General features: G+C 66.5%; 13 protein-coding genes. 6 read left to right on the top strand and 7 right to left on the bottom strand.

Annotation, left to right across the window (positions count from 1 at the left end; translation table 11 throughout):
* The first annotated feature begins 190 nt into the window (after window positions 1-190).
* Complete coding sequence (gene rpoB, locus K7711_RS42260) at window positions 191-3,703, top strand: DNA-directed RNA polymerase subunit beta (RefSeq protein ID WP_222978049.1); 3,513 nt, start codon at window positions 191-193, stop codon at window positions 3,701-3,703.
* 50 nt (window positions 3,704-3,753) lie between these two features.
* On the opposite strand, the gene K7711_RS42255 is transcribed toward rpoB, so the two are convergent.
* Window positions 3,754-4,677 carry an alpha/beta hydrolase family protein gene (locus K7711_RS42255; RefSeq protein WP_222977884.1) on the bottom strand — a complete coding sequence of 308 codons (924 nt, stop codon included), beginning with the start codon at window positions 4,675-4,677 and terminating at the stop codon, window positions 3,754-3,756.
* Between the two features lie 86 nt (window positions 4,678-4,763).
* A complete protein-coding gene (locus K7711_RS42250) occupies window positions 4,764-5,741 on the bottom strand; it encodes a zinc-dependent alcohol dehydrogenase family protein (protein WP_222977883.1) in 978 nt (325 codons plus the stop codon).
* 144 nt (window positions 5,742-5,885) lie between these two features.
* Between K7711_RS42250 and K7711_RS42245 the strand changes: the two genes are divergently transcribed.
* Together K7711_RS42245 and K7711_RS42240 are read left to right on the top strand one after the other, a co-directional pair.
* Window positions 5,886-6,473: a TetR/AcrR family transcriptional regulator gene (locus K7711_RS42245; protein WP_308015197.1), complete on the top strand. Its 588-nt coding sequence runs from the start codon at window positions 5,886-5,888 to the stop codon at window positions 6,471-6,473.
* A 776-nt stretch (window positions 6,474-7,249) separates the two neighbouring features.
* Complete coding sequence (locus tag K7711_RS42240) at window positions 7,250-7,582, top strand: hypothetical protein (RefSeq protein ID WP_222977873.1); 333 nt, start codon at window positions 7,250-7,252, stop codon at window positions 7,580-7,582.
* Between the two features lie 64 nt (window positions 7,583-7,646).
* On the opposite strand, the gene K7711_RS42235 is transcribed toward K7711_RS42240, so the two are convergent.
* From K7711_RS42235 to panB, 5 genes are all read right to left on the bottom strand, one after another.
* Window positions 7,647-8,567 carry a CHAD domain-containing protein gene (locus K7711_RS42235; RefSeq protein ID WP_222977871.1) on the bottom strand — a complete coding sequence of 307 codons (921 nt, stop codon included), beginning with the start codon at window positions 8,565-8,567 and terminating at the stop codon, window positions 7,647-7,649.
* Entirely contained in the window at window positions 8,567-9,526 is a 960-nt protein-coding gene (pip, locus tag K7711_RS42230; RefSeq protein ID WP_222977869.1) for a prolyl aminopeptidase, read from the bottom strand. Before pip ends, K7711_RS42235 begins: the two co-directional genes overlap by 1 nt.
* Window positions 9,526-9,993, bottom strand: coding sequence for a hypothetical protein (locus K7711_RS48135; RefSeq protein WP_235748655.1), 468 nt, complete (start codon window positions 9,991-9,993; stop codon window positions 9,526-9,528). Before K7711_RS48135 ends, pip begins: the two co-directional genes overlap by 1 nt.
* Before the next feature lie 131 nt (window positions 9,994-10,124).
* On the bottom strand, window positions 10,125-11,207 hold the full coding sequence (locus tag K7711_RS42220) for a DUF4185 domain-containing protein (protein WP_222977868.1): 1,083 nt from the start codon (window positions 11,205-11,207) through the stop codon (window positions 10,125-10,127).
* A 264-nt stretch (window positions 11,208-11,471) separates the two neighbouring features.
* A complete protein-coding gene (gene panB / locus K7711_RS42215) occupies window positions 11,472-12,320 on the bottom strand; it encodes a 3-methyl-2-oxobutanoate hydroxymethyltransferase (RefSeq protein WP_222977867.1) in 849 nt (282 codons plus the stop codon).
* A gap of 143 nt (window positions 12,321-12,463) precedes the next feature.
* On the opposite strand from panB, the gene K7711_RS42210 reads away from it, so the two are divergent.
* The 3 genes from K7711_RS42210 (at window position 12,464) to K7711_RS42200 (ending at window position 18,563) form a co-directional block, all read left to right on the top strand.
* On the top strand, window positions 12,464-14,005 hold the full coding sequence (locus K7711_RS42210; RefSeq protein WP_222977866.1) for an alpha/beta hydrolase: 1,542 nt from the start codon (window positions 12,464-12,466) through the stop codon (window positions 14,003-14,005).
* 75 nt (window positions 14,006-14,080) lie between these two features.
* Window positions 14,081-15,421, top strand: coding sequence for a glutamine synthetase family protein (locus K7711_RS42205; RefSeq protein ID WP_222977865.1), 1,341 nt, complete (start codon window positions 14,081-14,083; stop codon window positions 15,419-15,421).
* Window positions 15,422-15,548: 127 nt separating this feature from the next.
* Window positions 15,549-18,563 carry a bifunctional [glutamine synthetase] adenylyltransferase/[glutamine synthetase]-adenylyl-L-tyrosine phosphorylase gene (locus K7711_RS42200; RefSeq protein WP_222977864.1) on the top strand — a complete coding sequence of 1,005 codons (3,015 nt, stop codon included), beginning with the start codon at window positions 15,549-15,551 and terminating at the stop codon, window positions 18,561-18,563.
* The last annotated feature ends 24 nt before the right edge of the window (window positions 18,564-18,587 follow it).

Genomic DNA, 18,587 nt, shown 5'->3' with positions numbered 1-18,587 from the left:
CGCCGGGGCGCATGCTGTCCAGCTCTCGAAAATGAAATTGACTGCGGAAAGTCGCACTGTCTGCGTGTCGCTTTTCGTCCGTTGGTGTCGAGTCAGGTCAGGTCGGTATCCGGCACGGTGCGCCATGAGCAATGCAACCCACAGGACGGCTACTACCGCGACGACGGCGTACAGGCGTGGTCGCCGCGAGGTGCTGGAAGGATGTATCTTGGCAATCTCGAGTCAGACCGAGGTGGACACCGTCAGCTCGACCGCCCGGATTCCGGGTGCACCCGAACGGGTTTCGTTCGCCAAACTCGGTGAACCCCTGGCGATTCCGGATTTGCTGGCCGTTCAGACCGAGTCGTTCGACTGGCTGATCGGCGGGCGAACGTGGCGGGAACGGGCGGGCGCCGCAGGGGATTCGGTCCTGGGTGGCCTGGAGGAGGTGCTCGATGAGCTCAGCCCGATCGAGGACTTCGCCGCCACGATGTCGCTGTCCCTGTCCGATCCCCGTTTCGAGGACGTCAAGGCCTCGGTCGAGGAATGCAAGGACAAGGATCTGACCTACTCGGCCCCGCTGTTCGTCACCGCCGAGTTCATCAACAACAACACCGGTGAGATCAAGTCCCAGACGGTTTTCATGGGTGATTTCCCGATGATGACCGATCGCGGCACGTTCGTGGTCAACGGCACCGAGCGGGTGATCGTCTCGCAACTGGTGCGTTCACCGGGCGTGTACTTCGACGAGTCCGTCGACAAGACCACCGAGAAGACACTGCACAGTGCCCGCGTCATCCCGAGCCGCGGCGCGTGGCTGGAATTCGATATCGACAAACGCGACACCATCGGCGTGCGTATCGACCGCAAACGTCGTCAACCGGTGACCGTTCTGCTCAAGGCGCTGGGCTGGAGTGCCGAGCAGATCACCGAGCGGTTCGGCTTCTCGGAGATCATGATGACCTCCCTGGAGAAGGACAATACGGCGGGCACCGACGAGGCGCTGCTGGACATTCATCGCAAACTGCGTCCGGGTGAGCCGCCCACGAAGGAATCCGCGCAGGTTCTGTTGGAGAACCTGTTCTTCAAGGAGAAGCGGTACGACCTGGCTCGCGTCGGCCGGCACAAGATCACCCGCAAACTCGGCGTCGATCCCGCCGCGGACGCCGACCGGGTGCTCACCGAGGAGGACATCGTCGCGATCATCGAATATCTCGTGCATCTGCATGCGGGCGATGCGACGATGACCGTGCCCGGTGGCGAGGAGGTGCCGGTCGACGTCGACGACATCGATCATTTCGGCAACCGCCGCTTGCGGACCATCGGCGAGCTCATCCAGAACCAGGTGCGGCTGGGTCTGTCCCGGATGGAGCGCGTGGTGCGCGAGCGCATGACCACGCAGGACGTCGAGGCGATCACCCCGCAGACCCTGATGAACATCCGTCCGGTCGTGGCGGCGATCCGGGAGTTCTTCGGCACCTCACAGTCTTCGACGTTCCTGGACGAACGCAATCCGCTCGCGAGCCTCACCCAGAAACGTCGTCTCTCGGCGCTGGGCCCGGGTGGCCTGACCCGAGAACGCGCCGGTCTCGAGGTCCGCGACGTGCACTACAGCCACTACGGGCGGATGTGCCCGATCGAAACGCCCGAGGGCCCGAATATCGGTCTGATCGGCTATCTGTCGGTGTACGCGCGGGTCAACCCGTTCGGGTTCATCGAGACGCCGTACCGCCGGGTGGTCGACGGCACAGTGACCGAGCAGGTCGACTATCTGTCCGCGGATCAGGAGGACCGGCACGTCGTCGCGCAGGCGAACGAACCGCTCGATGCCGACGGGCGTTTCACCTCCTCTCGAGTTCTGGTGCGCCGCAAGGATTCCGAGGTCGCGCTGGTCGATCCCGCGCTGGTCGACTACATGGATGTCTCGCCGCGCCAGATGGTGTCGGTCGCGACGGCGATGATCCCGTTCCTCGAGCACGACGACGCGAACCGCGCGCTGATGGGCGCGAACATGCAGAAACAGGCTGTGCCGCTGATTCGTTCGGAGTCGCCGGTGGTCGGCACCGGTATGGAGCTGCGGGCGGCGATCGATGCCGGTGATGTCGTGGTGAACGAGAAATCGGGTGTGGTGGAAGAGGTTTCGGCCGATTTCGTCACCGTCATGCACGACGACGGCACCCGGCGTTCGTATCGGATGCACAAGTTCAGCCGGACGAACCAGGGCACCTGCGCGAATCAGCGTCCGATCGTGGACGAGGGGCAGCGCGTGGAGCCGAGGCAGGTCCTGGCCGACGGACCCAGTACCCAGAACGGCGAGATGGCCCTGGGCAAGAATCTGCTCGTCGCGGTGATGCCTTGGGAGGGTTACAACTACGAGGACGCGATCATCCTGTCGCAGCGTCTCGTGGAAGAGGATGTGCTCACCTCGATCCACATCGAGGAGCACGAAGTCGACGCGCGGGAAACGAAATTGGGTGCGGAAGAGATCACTCGCGACATTCCGAACATCTCCGAGGAAGTCCTGGCCGATCTCGACGAGCGCGGCATCGTCCGCATCGGCGCGGAGGTTCGTGACGGTGACATCCTGGTCGGCAAGGTCACTCCGAAGGGTGAGACCGAGCTGACTCCGGAGGAGCGGTTGCTGCGTGCGATCTTCGGTGAGAAGGCGCGCGAGGTTCGTGACACGTCGCTGAAGGTGCCGCACGGTGAGTCGGGCAAGGTCATCGGTATCCGGGTGTTCTCCCGTGATGACGACGACGATCTGCCTCCCGGTGTGAACGAGCTGGTCCGCGTCTACGTGGCGCAGAAGCGCAAGATCCAGGACGGCGACAAGCTGGCGGGTCGGCACGGTAACAAGGGCGTCATCGGCAAGATCCTCCCGAAGGAGGACATGCCGTTCATGCCCGACGGGACTCCGGTCGACATCATCCTGAACACGCACGGTGTGCCGCGCCGGATGAACATCGGCCAGATCCTGGAGACGCATCTGGGCTGGATCGGCAAGACGGGCTGGAACATTCAGCTCGCCGACGGTGGCGATCGTCCGGACTGGGCGCAGCGGTTGCCCGAGGAGTTGTTGTCCGCGGAGCCGGAAACCAACCTCGCCACCCCGGTGTTCGACGGTGCGCGGGAGGAGGAGCTGGCCGGACTGCTGGCCTCGACGCTGCCCAACCGGGACGGTGAGGTGATGGTCGGCGCGGACGGTAAGGCCACGTTGTTCGACGGTCGTTCGGGTGAGCCGTTCCCGTACCCGGTGGCTGTGGGTTACATGTACATCCTGAAGCTGCACCACTTGGTGGACGACAAGATCCACGCGCGGTCGACGGGTCCGTACTCGATGATCACGCAGCAGCCCCTCGGTGGTAAGGCTCAGTTCGGTGGTCAGCGCTTCGGTGAGATGGAGTGCTGGGCGATGCAGGCCTACGGTGCGGCGTACACGCTGCAGGAGTTGCTCACCATCAAGTCCGATGACGTGGTGGGTCGTGTGAAGGTGTACGAGGCGATCGTCAAGGGCGAGAACATTCCCGAGCCGGGTATCCCGGAGTCGTTCAAGGTTCTGCTCAAGGAACTGCAGGCGTTGTGCCTGAACGTCGAGGTGCTCTCCACCGATGGATCCGCGGTCGAGTTGAACCATGACGACGACGATCTCGATCGCACTGCCGCGAATCTGGGAATCACTCTGTCCCGCAACGAATCCGCAACGATCGACGATCTGTCGAGCTGATCGCAACAGGGGTGCTGCGCACCGGTTCGCCTGTGCGCAGCACCCCGTCCTCACTTGGATTCGATGCGCCCCAGCGGATTACGGCTGTCCGCCAGCGCCTTCTGCGCCGCGGGCCAGCTGGAATTCTCGATATCGAGCGCGTAGCGAAGGTAGGCCCACGTGAGATGTTGGACCAGGGCAACTCGTTCCGGATTCTCGTCGGTGGTCTCCTTGGCCTCGTAGCCGGGGATTCCGCCGAGGGAGTGTTCCGCGTCGAACAGCGTGAGCAGGCTCTTGTCGCCGGGGCTCAGCAGATACGGGTCGGCCATCCAGTCCGGTCCTCGCACGGTCAACGGCAACTCGTCTCGATCGCCCATGACGATCAGAGCCGGTGTGCGCATAGCGGAGAAATCCGGGTTCATGAAAGGAAAGTGCTCGGCCGCGAACGCAGTCAGATCCTCGCCGCCCTTCCCGGCCGTGGCCAGCAGAACGCCTGCGCTGATCCGGGGGTCGGACAGGTCTTCGCCCGTTCCGGTCTGCGGATCCCGCACTCGCAGACCCAGTTGGACCCCGGCGGTCTGCCCGCCGAAGGAGTGTCCGGCCGCGGCGATGCGAGTGCGATCGAGGCGTCCGGCCAGGCCCGGTACTGCGGCTTCCAGTAAGTCGAGGTTGTCCAGGATGCGCTGCACATCCTCCACCCGATAGCGCCAGATCCGTGGTGTGCGTGGATCGTTCGGTGCCAGGCTCAGCGTTCGGGAGTCCAGATGGGTGGGCTGAACGACCACGAAACCGTGCGCGGCCCAGAAGTCGGTCAGCGGTCCGTAGCCGTCCAGCGACGAGCCGAAGCCGTGCGAGAACACGATGATCGGCAGGTCGTACCCGGTCGCCGGGGCGGACACCCGGACCCGGAGATCTTCGCCGCGGCCCGGGGCGGGCAGCACTATCGGCTTCACCGAGACGACCGGTGCGGCCGGGGGAGTATCGAATTCGGCCATGAGACCGTGATCCTTTCGATGGATCGGCAACGCGGACAACGGATTCACCGCATCCGCCGATGTGATGGCTCGGGACGCAGCCGGATTCAGACCGTGACGACGATCTTGCCGACCTGCTGTCCCTTTTCCAGATGGCGATGCGCCTCGACGATGTCCTCGACAGCGAACACCGTGTCGACAGTGGGTTTCAGTGCGCCGAAACGCAGTCCCGCGCCGAGGAATGCGGCGATGCGGCGCACCGCCACCGGATCGAGGGTGTGTTCGAAACTCATGTACCGATGGATGGTCAGGGCGTTCGACGGGAACGACGCGGGCCGCGGATCCAGCCAGCCCACCGTGATCAGCGTCCCGCCGAGCTCGGCGGCGGTGGCCAGTTCGGCAAGGCCCGGCCCCATGACCGAATCGAGGATGATGTCCACTCCGGCCCCGCCGGTGTGGTGGCGCGCGGCCGCCGCGACGTTCTCCTCCTCGGTCGCGATGACGACGGCGGCCCCGGCGGCGAGCAGGGCGTCACGTTTGGCGGAATGGCTGGTGACCGCGATCGGCACCGCTCCGATCTGATTGGCGATCTGGATGGCGGCCAGGCCCACCGAACTGGAAGCGGCGGTGATCAGCACGCTGTCGCCCGGCCGCATTCCGGCCTTCTCCACCAGCGCACCGTAGGCGGTGGAATAGGACACCCACAACGCGGCCGCATCGATGACGCTCGCTCCCGCGGGCCGGGGAACGACCGCGGTGGCCGGCACGACGGTGTATTCGGCGTAGCTGCCGCGCACATCCGCATCGGGCAGCGCCGCGATCATCACCGCGTCGCCGACCGCGATCCCCTCGACCTGCGGCCCGATTGCGTCGATCACGCCGGTGCCCTCGATGCCCAGCCGGGCGTGCGGCAGCCGAATGGGCCGGGGCGATGCGCCCGAGCGCGCCATCTGGTCGAGCCGGTTGACCGCGAACGCTTCGATCCTGATCCGTACCTCGTTCGGGCCGGGATCGGCGATCGGTTCCTCGACGATGTGTAGCACTTCCGGATCGCCGGGTTCGTCGAAGATCACGACTCGTGGCATGGGATTCCCTTCCCGACAGGCTGTTTCGGGCGACGGTTGGCTGCCCGGTGCTGCTCTGGCATCATGAATAAGCGGGACGCTGTCCCGATTAACGATACGGGACACTGTCCCGTTTAGCAATGCGAGTGATGGAGGACGGCGCGCGTGAGTGATGACGATCGACACGGCAGAGGTTCGGTCAAGCCCAAACGGGCCGATGCACGGCGGAACGAGGCCGCGCTGTTGGATGCTGCCGCGACGGTTTTCGTCACCTCGGGAGTCGAGGCGCCGATTCGTGACATCGCGGCCGAGGCGGGAGTCGGGACGGCCACGATCTACCGACACTTCCCGACGCGCGCCGATCTGATCATCGCGGTGTACCGGCATCAGGTCGAGGCGCTCGCCGAGGCGGGCCCGGAACTATTGGCGAGCAGTGCGACTCCGCATGTCGCGCTGCGAGATTGGATGGATCGTTTCGTCGATTTCCTGGTCACCAAACACGGGCTCGCCACGGTTCTGCAATCCGAGGATCCCTGTTTCGATCCGCTGCACGCGTACTTTCTCGAGCGGCTGGAACCCATATGCGCCCAATTGCTCGCTGCCGCAGTTGATTCGGGGGAGATTTTGCCCGGTCAGAATGCTCTGGAACTCATGCGCGGGGCCGGGGGTCTGTGCGCGGGCGGCGGTCGGCCCGGATATGACGCGCGGCGGTTGGTCGGACTGTTGATCGCCGGACTGCGCCGAGTCGACTGAATGTGCCGAGCGGCCGGAATGCCGAGCCGGAAAACGTCGACGGCGGCCTCCGCACGGGAGGCCGCCGTCGACGTCGGTTCGACAGACTGTGTCGTCAGCCGGCCGGGCTGATCACCAGGATCTGGGCCCAGTGGGTGGCCTGCTCGGGGCCGAGCAACGGCAGCAGGTAGTCGTAGACGATGGACGACATACGGTGCGGAACTCCTCATGTGTCGGCAGTGCGGTTGTCGCATTCGGACATAGCGGGGCAGACTGGGCGGCCCCGTGAATACCTGCGCCACAGTAACAGTGCGGAGCCGTCCGTGCAGAAAGGTGCTGGAATCAGGGGTGGAATAGCCGTTCCGAGCACGCTGACCGGTAGAACTGAGCGGTCTTTTCTTCGGTTCGGTGATATCGATCCGCTCTGGCCGACCGGGGCGCGCCAGGCGCGCCACGCCGATCCGACCGTCCCGTATGTGACGGCGCGCCGCACGAGTGGGGCGCATCGGATCGGAGGCGGCGCGCACGGCCGGAAGTGGCTGGGAATGTGCCGAACTCGCAGGCACCCGAGGCCATGTGGTTCGAACGGGTGCGCGAAAGGGTGATTCGGGACTGTCCCGAATCCGACGGATCGGGCCGATATTCGATCGTTATCGGCGTGTCTGGCGCGGCGATCCGCTCCGAACTGGCCGGACCGTGACTGACGTCATAAAGTGTTCGCGTTGGATGTTTCCCCGCCGGGGGTGGCGGTGAAATCAATGGGTGTCAACGAACGTCGGAAAGCAGGTTCTGTTTATATGCGTGTAGTTCGCAAGTTGGTGGCCGGTGCGTTGATTGCCGGGGCGGCTTCGGTTCTGGCCGTGATGGGAGCGGGGTCCGCGTCCGCGTTCGCGCTCACGCCGCTGCCCGGTGGGGTCCAGGTCGACCTCACTCCGGGTGATACCCAGTGGGTGCACCAGACCCACATCGGGCAGACGATCGGATTCCTTCCGCACCCGTCCGCCGCGTCGTTCGGTCAGGCACTCGATTCCGCGGCGGACCTGTCGTCGCAGTATCCCGACGGGCGGGTCGTGTTCACCGTCTACGGGCCGATGGAACAGCTCAACGGCTCGATGTTGGCGTTGCAGTAGACGCGCACCGAATTCGGGCCGACCTCGGACCACTGGTCCCGGGTCGGCCCGAAAGGTTCGGACGTTATCGGCTCTTGTCGCGTTGCCGGACGAAATCGGCTGCGGCGGAATATTGTTCGAGCGCCTTGCGGGCCGCCACGGCCTCGGATTCGTAGAGGCGGTCGAAGGGGGAGGTATCGGGGGTTCCGGAATGGGCCGCGGCGGTGCGAATGGCCGCCATGGCCTCGACGGCGTCGCGATGGTCGCCGAGTACGGACTGTAATTTCTTGGCGCGCAGCGCCAATTCGGCCGCGGGACCGCCCAGGACATCGGCAGCTGCCTCGGAGCAATAGCGTAATCGCTTGGCGGACTTGCGAATCTCGTGCAGGTGTTCGATGCGCTCGTCCTCGCTGATCGCCGGATCGGCGTGCATCGTGGTTTCCTGCTCCACCATCGAACGCAGCTGGTCGAAGTCGGCGTGCAGCACCTTGCCGAACGCCCGGCTCGCCTCGGCGTCGGCGCGGCGCGCGACCAGCGGGGGAGCGCTGCGCAGATCCAGCAGTGCCTGGCGCAGGCTCGCGTAGCGGTCGCCGTCGAGTTCGGTCAGTACCACCGCGTGTGCGGCGGTGTAGGCGGCGCGTTCGTTCTCGACCAGTTCGGACACCGTGCGGCGCAGGGCCGCGGCCGGGTCGTCCGGGTTGTCGGTGTCCTGGTCGCCGCGATGCTCCTCGAGCAGGGCCGCGAAGCGTTCACCGCGCACCTCCGCATCCCGGGCGACGCCGAGAATTCCTGCCAGCCACCGCAATTCGTCCCGTATCTCGCGGACGTGACCGGGTTCGAGCAGGCGGCGATAGGACCGCAGCACACTGCGCAGCCTGCGGGTGGACACCCGCATGGCGTGCACCGAGTCCGGTGCGTCCCGGCGCACCGCCGGTTCGGCACGCAACAGCCGCTCGACGTCGTCGTCGAGGACGGTGGTGAGGGCGGAACCGGCGGTGCTGGCCATCAGATCTCCCGGAACTTGTCGGTGGCTTCGACGAGGTGATGGGCGATCCCGGTCTCGCTGGCCGCATGTCCGGCGTCGGGCACGATGTGCAGTCGCGAACTCGGCCAGGCCCGATGCAGATCCCAGGCGCTCACGGCGGGGCAGACGATATCGTGGCGGCCCTGCACGATGACGCCGGGAATGTGGGCGATGCGGTCGATATCGCGCAGCAACTGCGCCTCGTCGAAGAATCCGCCGTTCACGAAATAGTGGTTCTCGATGCGGGCGAAAGCCAGGGCGAAACGCGGTTCGGCGGTCTCGGCGACCCGATCCGGTTGCGGCAGAAGTGCACTGGTGGCGCTTTCCCAGGAGGTCCATGCCACCGCGGCGGCGGTCGCGACGGCCTCGTCGGGGGAGTGCAGCAGCCGGTGGTAGGCGCCCACCAGATCACCGTCGCGCTCGTCCGGCGGAACCGGGGCCAGGAACTTCTCCCACTCGTCCGGGTAGACGTATCCGGCCGCGCCGTTGTAGTACCAGTCGATCTCCTTGCGCCGCAACAGGAATATCCCGCGCAGCACGAGCTCGGTGACGTGGTCGGGATGGGTCTGCGCATAGGCCAGGGCGAGTGTGGAACCCCACGATCCGCCGAACACCTGCCAACGGTCGACGCCCAGATGGGTTCGGAGCCTTTCGATATCGGCGACCAGATTCCAGGTGGTGTTGGTCTGCAGGCTCGCGCCGTCGGCGATGTGCGGTGTGGAACGGCCGCAGCCGCGCTGGTCGAACAGCACGATCCGGTATGCCTGCGGATCGAAGAACTGCCGGTGGAACGGCACGGTCGCGCCGCCGGGGCCGCCGTGCAGGAAGACGACCGGTTTGCCGTCCGGATTCCCGCTCTCCTCCCAGTACAGGTGCTGGCCGTCGCCGACGTCCAGCATGCCGTGCCGGTTGACTTCCAGGGGCGGGTACAGGGTGCGCATCAGAACAGGATGCCCGAGGCGAAGTTCGGCAGGTTCAGTGCCTGCAGGGCCTCGGTGCGGACGTCGGGACAGGTTTTGGTGGTGATGCGATCGATCATCGGCTTGTCGGCCAGGACGCGGGCGCTCATGGCGAGCCCGCCGTTGCGCAGCGCCCATTCGTGCACGGCGATGTTGAGCGCCGTGCCGCTGAGCGAGGGGCCCTGCACTCGCCAGTCCGAGAGCTGCGGTTTGATTTCGTCGCAGAGCTTCTGGGCGATCGGGTCGTCCGGGTCGGCCTGCGGCGAGGTGCTGACGGCCGCGGACGTGGTCGCCGTGGCCGAGGCCGAGGTCGAGGCGGACGAGGTCGGACCGCTGGAGCCGGCCGGTGCCGGTGTGCCACTCGACCCGCATCCGGCGATCAGCAACACCACCGCCGCGATTCCCATGGACCCGATCGTCCCGCGAGTCATCCAACGGCTCTGCGACATCTGCATCCTTTGCTCGTGTTCGTTCGTTCGAAATTCGTATCCGTCGGCATCGAGTCTGCCACCGTCGGCGATCAGCACACCACCTTCGCGACCGCACCGCTCCCGGGGGAGGGGAACGCGCGGGCCGTCGGTCAGACCGACAGACCGGACCACTGGGTCGCGGTGTAGGGCCGGTGGCCCGCGGTGCCGTCCCAGGCGCTGATGATCAACGTGAGGTTCGACGAATCGGGGCTGCCCGGATGAATGTAGCCGCCGTACAGGTTCTTCAGCACCGGCCGCCGCCACCGGGACGGCGACAAGCCGCGGTCGCCGACCACCTGCGTCTTGGGATCGGACCAGGGCTGGTCCGGGCGGGCGGCGGTGCGGGTGCGGATGCTGTAGTCGGTGGTGTCGAAATAGCTCATCACGTAGAGTTCGCCGATCCGCTTCACCGAGAACTCGCCGATGTTGTTGCCGGGGGCGAAGATCGAGGTCGCCGCAGCGGTGGCGGCCGGTAGCCACTGCCAGGTGTCACCCTGATAGACCCAGTTCTCGCGCGCGGCGAGATTGCCGTCGAAGAAATCCGCGGGCCGATAGCGGAACAACTGGATCCGGCCGCCGTCGCCGCTGTAGTTGTGGCTGCCGTTCCACGGCTTGCTGAAGATGTAGAGGTACCCGTCGGGGTCGACACCGGCGAAGCTCCACATCAGTTCCGGACTGCCGTTGCCGCCCTTGGCGCTGCCCGGCCAGTGCTGGTCGAAATCGCGCCAGCTCGCGCCGCCGTCGTCGGAATACGCGACGCCGCCCTGTAGTGAGCCGTCGTCGGCGCTGCCCGGTGCGACCCATTGGGCGACCGAGGTGTACTGGATGAACAGCCGGTTGCGACCGTCCTGGCTCAAAGCTATTGCGTCATTGGGAATCCGGCTGACCTCGTTACCGAATCCGTTGTCCGCCCGGTGCTGATAGCCGAACAGCTGAGCGACGGTCGGACTCGGCTGCGCTCCGGTGAACGTGATCGGCGTCTGTCCCGAACCGTCGAATGTGTTCTGGTACACCATGACCGGGCTACCGATGTACGGATCGGTGGCCTCCTGGTTGGTGAAACAGTCACCGAACACGTAACCCCATGTCCCATCGGACAATCGGAACGGAATGCCCAGATCCCCCGAGCCCAGTCCGAAACCGGCGGCCGAATCACCTTGGTTGTCACACAGATACGTGCCGTTCTGGGCCATGGATCGCCCCCTCCTTCATCGGGTCCGACAGTCGGGCGGATCCTTCGCCCGTGACCGGCCGTCGTCATCGATCACCGGGATGATCCACTCGCCCCGCACCTTTCGGCCCGAGCGCGGATGCCGTGCCGATGACGACGCGGTAGCCCGACATTTCCCCCCGAGACGCATCGCGAAACCTGGCGGACCCTGCCGCGTGCGCTGTCGATCCGTCCGGACCGGACAGTTCTCGGCAGTGTGAGAACTGTCCGGTCCGTCGGCGAAGGATCAGAAGGTGTGCTCGGGGCCCGGGAACACCCCGCGGCGGACCTCGTCGGCGTAGTCGGCCGCGGCGCTGCGCAGCTGGTCGCCGACCTGGGCGAAGTGCTTGACGAAGCGTGCCGTCTTCCCGCTGGTGTACGCGGCCATGTCCTGCCAGACCAGTACCTGGGCGTCGCAGTCCGTGCCGGCGCCGATGCCGACGGTGGGGATGGTCAGCTTGCGGGTGACCTGCCCGGCCAGTTCGGCGGGCACCATCTCCATGACCACCGAGAACGCCCCGGCCTCCTGTACCGCGATCGCGTCGGCGACGAGCTGGTCCGCGGCGTCACCGCGGCCCTGCACCCGGAATCCGCCCAGGGTGTTGACGCTCTGCGGGGTGAACCCGATATGCGCCATCACCGGGATACCGGCGGCCACGAGAGTGGCGATCGTGTCCGAAACACGTTCGCCGCCTTCGAGTTTCACCGCGTGCGCGCCGCCCTCCTTCATGAACCGGATGGCGGTGGCCAGGGCCTGCTGCGGCGAGCCCTCGTAGCTGCCGAACGGCAGATCCGCGACCACCAGCGCATGCGGCGCACCGCGAACCACGCCGCGCACCAACGGAATCAGCTCGTCCACGGTGATCGGCACGGTGGTGTCGTAGCCGTAGACGACGTTCGCCGCCGAATCCCCGACCAGCAGGACGGGAATTCCGGCCTCTTCGAACAGTTTCGCCGTGGAGTAGTCGTAGGCGGTGAGCATCGCCCACTTGTCCCCGGCGGCTTTCATCTGCTGCAGGTGCTGCACTCGCGTCTTCCGCCGGGAAGTCTGCGGCGCAGCGCCGTAAGCAGGGGTTTCCGCATCAGTTGTGGACATCATCGTCCCTTTCGTCGGTTCCTCGAGGCCCAGTGGGTCCCCGGGTTGATGTGACCTCCTCAGCATGCCACCGGGCCGACACCCGGCGAAGGGCGCTGCACCATGGACTTCATCACACAGGTAGAGATGCAAGGATCGTGGTCATGTCGTTGTTGCGATCCGGTCGTGTCGCGGCGGTGCTGGCCCTGGTTTGTGTGGCTGCCGCCTGCTCCACGTCGTCCAAGGAGCAGTCCGTGCAAACCTCGTCGACGCCGTCGGCGGCGGCGTTGAACAAGTTCTACGAGCAGACCCCGAAGTGGGGCAGCTGCGCCGGGTTCGGCAGTGCGGACGAGCGAATGCCCAAGGCCGCCGAGTGCACGCACGTCAGCGTCCCGGTCGACTACGGCAATCCCGGCGGGTCGACCGCGCAGATCGCGGTGTCGCGGATCAAGGCGACGGGCCAGAAGATCGGTTCGCTGATGTTCAACCCCGGCGGACCGGGCGAGTCCGGCCTCTGGATGGTGCAGCAGGGACAGGACACCCCGCTGGCGCAGCGTTTCGACCGGATCGGCTTCGATCCGCGCGGCACCGGCAACTCGACACCGCTGATCAAATGTCTGACCGGCAAGGAGTGGGACGAGCAGCGCGCCGAAGCGCCCAAGGAGAACAACGCCGCCGGGATCGCCGCGCAGGAGAACGAGGACAAGCAGTTCGCGACGCACTGCACCCAGCGCACCGGCAACGACTTCCTGGCCCACGTCGGCACCCGCGAGGTGGTGCAGGACATGGACATCATCCGGGGCGTGCTGGGCGATCCGAAGCTGACCTACGTCGGCTACTCCTACGGCACCCGCCTGGGCTACAGCTACGCGGAGAAGTTCCCGGACAAGGTGCGCGCGATGGTGCTGGACGGCGCGGTCGATCCGGAGCAGCAGCCGCAACAGGAGTCGATCGATCAGGCCGCGGGCTTCCAGAAGGCCTTCGACATGTACGTGCAGAGCTGCGTGAAGAAGACCGACTGTCCGCTGGGCACCGACCCGGCGCAGGCGACCGCGCAGTTCCAGAAACTCCTCGCACCGCTGTGGGCCCACCCGGCGCCCACCAAGGAGAGCCGCCAGCTGACCTACGGCGACGCGATCACCGGCGTGCAGAACACCCTCTACGCCAGCGACAACTGGGACCTGCTCACCGCCGGACTGATCCAGCTGCGCAACGGTCAGGGTGATGTGCTGCTGCGCCTGGCCGATCTGTACGACGGCCGCAGCAAGGACGGCACCTACGACAATTCCCAGGACGCGTTCCTGGCCATCCACTGCGTCGACGATCCGGCGATCAAGGATCGCGCCGTGGTCGCGCAGGAGGACGCCGAGTACCGCAAGGTCGCGCCGTTCCTGGACGACGGGCACGGCACCAGCCAGGCGCCGCTGGAGATGTGCGCGTTCTGGCCGGTTCCCAACACCGAGAATCCGCACAAACTCGCGATTCCGGGCCTGCCCAAGACCGTGGTCATCTCCACCACCAACGATCCGGCGACCCCGTACCAGGCGGGTGTGGATCTGGCCCAGCAGCTCGGCGCGGACCTGATCACCAACCGCGGCACCAGGCACACGGTGTTCCTGTCCGGCGGCGTGCCGTGCGTGGACGATGCGGTCTCCAGCTACCTGATCGACCTGAAGGAGCCCGCTCAGGGCCTCACCTGTGGATGACACGGTTCGGCGACGCAATTGAACACTGTTCGCCATGTAACACGGATTTAACGCCGGATGCTTACGCTCGCGCTTATGGATCGCCAGAAGGAATTCGTGCTGCGCACACTGGAGGAACGGGACATCCGGTTCGTGCGACTCTGGTTCACCGATGTGCTGGGGTATCTGAAGTCGGTGGCGATCGCTCCGGCCGAGCTCGAGGGCGCCTTCGAGGAGGGCATCGGGTTCGACGGTTCGGCCATCGAGGGCTTCGCCCGGGTCTCGGAGGCCGATATGGTCGCCAAACCGGATCCGTCCACGTTCCAGGTACTGCCCTGGTCGACGAGCAAGGGCCATCAGCATTCGGCCCGGATGTTCTGCGACATCGCGATGCCGGACGGCTCGCCGTCGTGGGCCGATCCGCGCCACGTGCTGCGGCGTCAGCTGAACAAGGCCGGTGATCTCGGCTTCAGCTGCTACGTACATCCGGAGATCGAGTTCTTCCTGCTGCAGGACAGCCCGCAGGACGGCACCCCGCCGATTCCCGCGGACACCGGCGGCTTCTTCGATCAGGCGGTGCACGATTCCGCGCCGAACTTCCGCCGGCATGCCATCGACGCGCTGGAGTCGATGGGTATCTCGGTGGAGTTCAGCCATCACGAGGGCGCGCCCGGCCAGCAGGAGATCGACCTGCGCTACGCCGACGCGCTCTCGATGGCGGACAACGTGATGACCTTCCGCTACCTGATCAAGGAGGTGGCGATCGACGAGGGCGTGCGCGCGACGTTCATGCCCAAGCCGTTCCCGGAGCATCCCGGCTCGGCCATGCACACGCATCTGAGCCTGTTCGAGGGGGAGGCCAACGCCTTCGCCGACCCGGACGATCCGAACAACCTGTCCGAGACCGCGCGGGCGTTCATCGCGGGCATCCTCGAGCACGCGCCGGAGATCAGCGCGGTCACCAACCAGTGGGTGAACTCCTACAAGCGGCTCGTGCACGGCGGTGAGGCGCCCACCGCGGCGTCCTGGGGCCGGTCGAATCGTTCTGCGCTGGTTCGGGTTCCGATGTACACCCCGAACAAGTCCTCCTCGCGCCGGGTCGAGGTTCGCAGCCCCGATTCTGCCTGCAATCCGTACCTGACCTTCGCGGTGTTGCTGGCCGCGGGTCTGCGCGGGATCGAGAAGGGCTACAATCTGCCGCCGGAGGCGGAGGACGATGTGTGGTCGCTGACCGCGGCCGAGCGTCGCGCGATGGGCTTCAAGGAGCTGCCGACCAGCCTCGAGGACGCGCTGCGGGTGATGGAGCGTTCCGAGCTGGTCGCCGAGACGCTCGGTGAGCACGTGTTCGATTTCTTCCTGCGCAACAAGCGCCGGGAGTGGGCCGGCTATCGCGCGCAGGTGACGCCCTTCGAACTCAAGGAGTACCTCGGGCTGTAGCCGCGTGCCCGGCCCGGATGCGGGAAGTTCGCCCGTCGTAGCGGCTGCGCCACGAAGCGAGAACATTTTCTCGCCAACCTGGGTATGCGACGGCGGTGGCGTGGTGTGACCGTGTAATTTTGGCAGCATGGTACGGCCACCGACCGCCCGTCCCGTAGTGCCCGGCGTCGGTCGGCTCGGACTTCTCGAGCCGACCGCGGCGCAGTCACTGCGAGAGTTGGCGTGGGACAACGTCGAAAGCATTCCCGTGTTGTGGGCGCTGTCCCGGTCGCCCGACGCCGACCTGGCGCTGCTGACCCTGATCCGGTTGCGTGAGCAGCTCGGAACGCGTTGGGCGGCACTGGATTCGGTTCTGCGTACCGATACCGCCGTGCGCGGCAGGTTGTTTTCGCTGATCGGTTCGTCCAGTGCGTTCGCCGATCATCTGGTGGCCGATCCCGAATGCTGGCAGCTGTTGCGGCGTGCGGAGCTGCCCGCGCGCGAGGAGTTGATCGCCGATCTGCTCGATGCGGTGCGCGCGGTTCCGGAGACCGGGGAGTACGCCGGGCCGATGCTGTATCGCGCCGAGGTGTCGGGGCCGGAGGCGGTCGCGTTGCTGCGCAAGCGATATCGCGATCAGCTGATGCTGCTGGCAGCGATCGATCTGGCCGCCACCGTGGAGAACGAGCCGGTGCTGCCGTATCAGCAGGTGGGGCGGCAGCTGACCGATCTGGCCGATGCGGCGCTGACCGCGGCGCTGTCGGTCGCGGTGGCGCGGGTGTGCCCGGAGCAGCCGGTGCCGGTGCGGCTGGCGGTGGTCGCGATGGGCAAATGCGGTGCGCGCGAACTGAATTACGTCTCCGATGTGGATGTCATCTTCGTCGCCGAACCCGCCGACGCCACCGCGAGCCGGTTGGCCGCGGAGATGATGTCGGTGGCCTCGAGCGCGTTCTTCGAGGTGGATGCCGCGCTGCGGCCCGAAGGTAAGGCCGGTGCGCTGGTGCGCACGCTGGACGCGCACGTCGCCTACTACAAGCGCTGGGCGCGGACCTGGGAGTTCCAGGCGCTGTTGAAGAATCGTCCCGCCACGGGTGATCTCGCGTTGGGCGAGCAGTACCGCAGCGCGCTGATGCCGATGGTCTGGACCGCTTCGGAACGACCCGATTTCGTCGCCGACGTGCAGGCGATGCGCCGCCGGGTGGAGGATCTGGTTCCCGAGGACCTGCGCGAGCGTGAGCTCAAACTGGGGCACGGCAGTCTGCGCGATGTCGAGTTCGCGGTGCAGTTGTTGCAGCTGGTGCACGGTAAGGCCGATGAGTCGCTGCACGCACAGGGCACGGTGGAGGCGCTGACCGCGCTGGCCGATCGCGGGTACGTGGGCCGCGACGACGCCGCGAATCTCACCGCGTCGTACGAATTTCTGCGGCTGCTCGAGCATCGTCTGCAACTGCAGCGGCTCAAGCGCACGCACACCCTGCCCGCGTTCGACGACGAAGAGGGTATGCGCTGGCTGGCTCGCGCGGCGCATATGCGCCCGGACGGGCGGCAGGACGCGGTCGGCGTGCTGGCCAGCGAGATCAAACGCAATGCGGTGCGGGTGCGTCGGCTGCACGCCAAGTTGTTCTATCGGCCGCTGCTGGACTCGGTGGCGCGGCTGGACGCCGATGCGTTGCGGCTCAGTCCCGCCGCCGCGGTCCGTCAGCTCGCGGCGCTGGGTTATGCGGATCCGGAGAACGCGCTGAGCCATCTCAAGGCGTTGACCGGCGAGATCGGTCGCAAGGGCCGGATCCAGGCGCTGCTGCTGCCGACGCTGCTGGAGTGGCTGGGTGAGACGTCCAATCCCGATCAGGGCCTGCTGGCCTATCGCCGGGTGTCCGAGGGCCTGGACGATCAGACCTGGTTCCTGCGCGAGTTGCGCGACGAGGGCGCGATCGCGCAGCGGCTGATGATCGTGCTGGGTTCCTCGGCCTACTTGCCCGATCTGCTGATCAACGCGCCCGAGACGATCCGGATGTTCGCCGACGGCCCGAGCGGACCATTGTTGTTGAGCCCGAAGGCTGCGGATGTACGTGGGGGGATCATGTCTGGAGCGGCGCGTTACGAGGAACCCAAACGTGCTGTGGCAACGGCTCGTTCGCTGCGTCGGCACGAGCTGGCCCGGGTCGCCTCGGCCGATGTGCTGGGCATGCTCGAGGTGCCGCAGGTGTGTTCGGCGCTGTCCTCGGTGTGGGTGGCGGTGCTGGAGGCGTCACTGCGCGCGGTGATCCGCGCGAGCGAGGCCGAGATGGGGCACGAGGCTCCGGCGGATTTCGCGGTGATCGGCATGGGCCGTCTCGGCGGTCTGGAACTGGGCTACGGCTCGGACGCGGATGTGCTGTTCGTCTGCGATCCGCGTCCCGGCGCGGACGAGACGGTCGCGGTGAAATGGTCGATCGGGATCGCCGACCAGGTGCAGCGACTGCTCGGCGCACCCAGTACCGATCCGCCGCTGCAGGTCGACGCCGGTCTGCGACCCGAGGGCCGCAACGGCGCACTGGTGCGCACACTGGCCGCCTACGACGCCTACTACCGGCAGTGGGCCCAGCCCTGGGAGGTGCAGGCACTGCTGCGCGCCCATCAGGTTGCCGGGGATCAGCAGCTCGGACTGCGATTCCTGCACGTCATCGATGCGGTGCGGTATCCGGCCGGGGGCGTCTCGGCCGATGCGGTTCGCGAGATCCGCCGCATCAAGGCCCGGGTCGACTCCGAACGCCTGCCGCGCGGCGCGAATCCGGCCACGCACACCAAACTCGGTCGCGGCGGTCTGGCCGATATCGAGTGGACCGTGCAGTTGATGCAGTTGCGTCACGCGCACGAGGTCCACTCCCTGCACAACACCTCCACCCTGCAATCGCTGGACGCCATCGAGCAGGCCGATCTGCTGGACTCCACCGACGTCGCCCTGCTGCGCGACGCCTGGCTCACCGCGACCAAGGCCCGCAATGCGCTGGTCCTGGTCCGCGGCAAATCCGCCGACCAACTGCCGGGCCCCGGCCGCCTGCTCTCGGCGGTCGCCCGGGTCGCGGGGTGGCCCAACGACGACGGCAGCGAATTCCTGGACCACTACATGCGTGTGACCCGGCGTGCCAAGACGGTCGTGGAGCGGGTGTTCGGCGGGGAGTGAGGATTCGGGCCTGCTCGACGGCGT

The organism is Nocardia coffeae (assembly GCF_019890715.1).
GTDB lineage: Bacteria > Actinomycetota > Actinomycetes > Mycobacteriales > Mycobacteriaceae > Nocardia > Nocardia jiangxiensis.
Note: the sequence above shows the minus strand (reverse complement) of the source record. Positions and strands in the feature narration are given on the sequence as shown.

Excerpts from the sequence above, each read along its gene's own strand:
- K7711_RS42205 (WP_222977865.1), top strand. The coding sequence starts at position 14,081 with ATGGATCGCCAGAAGGAATTCGTGCTGCGCACACTGGAGGAACGGGAC.
- K7711_RS42255 (WP_222977884.1), bottom strand. The coding sequence starts at position 4,677 with ATGGCCGAATTCGATACTCCCCCGGCCGCACCGGTCGTCTCGGTGAAG.
- pip (WP_222977869.1), bottom strand. The coding sequence starts at position 9,526 with ATGCGCACCCTGTACCCGCCCCTGGAAGTCAACCGGCACGGCATGCTG.
- K7711_RS42220 (WP_222977868.1), bottom strand. The coding sequence starts at position 11,207 with ATGGCCCAGAACGGCACGTATCTGTGTGACAACCAAGGTGATTCGGCC.
- K7711_RS42240 (WP_222977873.1), top strand. The coding sequence starts at position 7,250 with ATGCGTGTAGTTCGCAAGTTGGTGGCCGGTGCGTTGATTGCCGGGGCG.
- panB (WP_222977867.1), bottom strand. The coding sequence starts at position 12,320 with ATGTCCACAACTGATGCGGAAACCCCTGCTTACGGCGCTGCGCCGCAG.
- K7711_RS48135 (WP_235748655.1), bottom strand. The coding sequence starts at position 9,993 with ATGTCGCAGAGCCGTTGGATGACTCGCGGGACGATCGGGTCCATGGGA.
- K7711_RS42250 (WP_222977883.1), bottom strand. The coding sequence starts at position 5,741 with ATGCCACGAGTCGTGATCTTCGACGAACCCGGCGATCCGGAAGTGCTA.
- K7711_RS42210 (WP_222977866.1), top strand. The coding sequence starts at position 12,464 with ATGTCGTTGTTGCGATCCGGTCGTGTCGCGGCGGTGCTGGCCCTGGTT.
- K7711_RS42200 (WP_222977864.1), top strand. The coding sequence starts at position 15,549 with ATGGTACGGCCACCGACCGCCCGTCCCGTAGTGCCCGGCGTCGGTCGG.
- K7711_RS42235 (WP_222977871.1), bottom strand. The coding sequence starts at position 8,567 with ATGGCCAGCACCGCCGGTTCCGCCCTCACCACCGTCCTCGACGACGAC.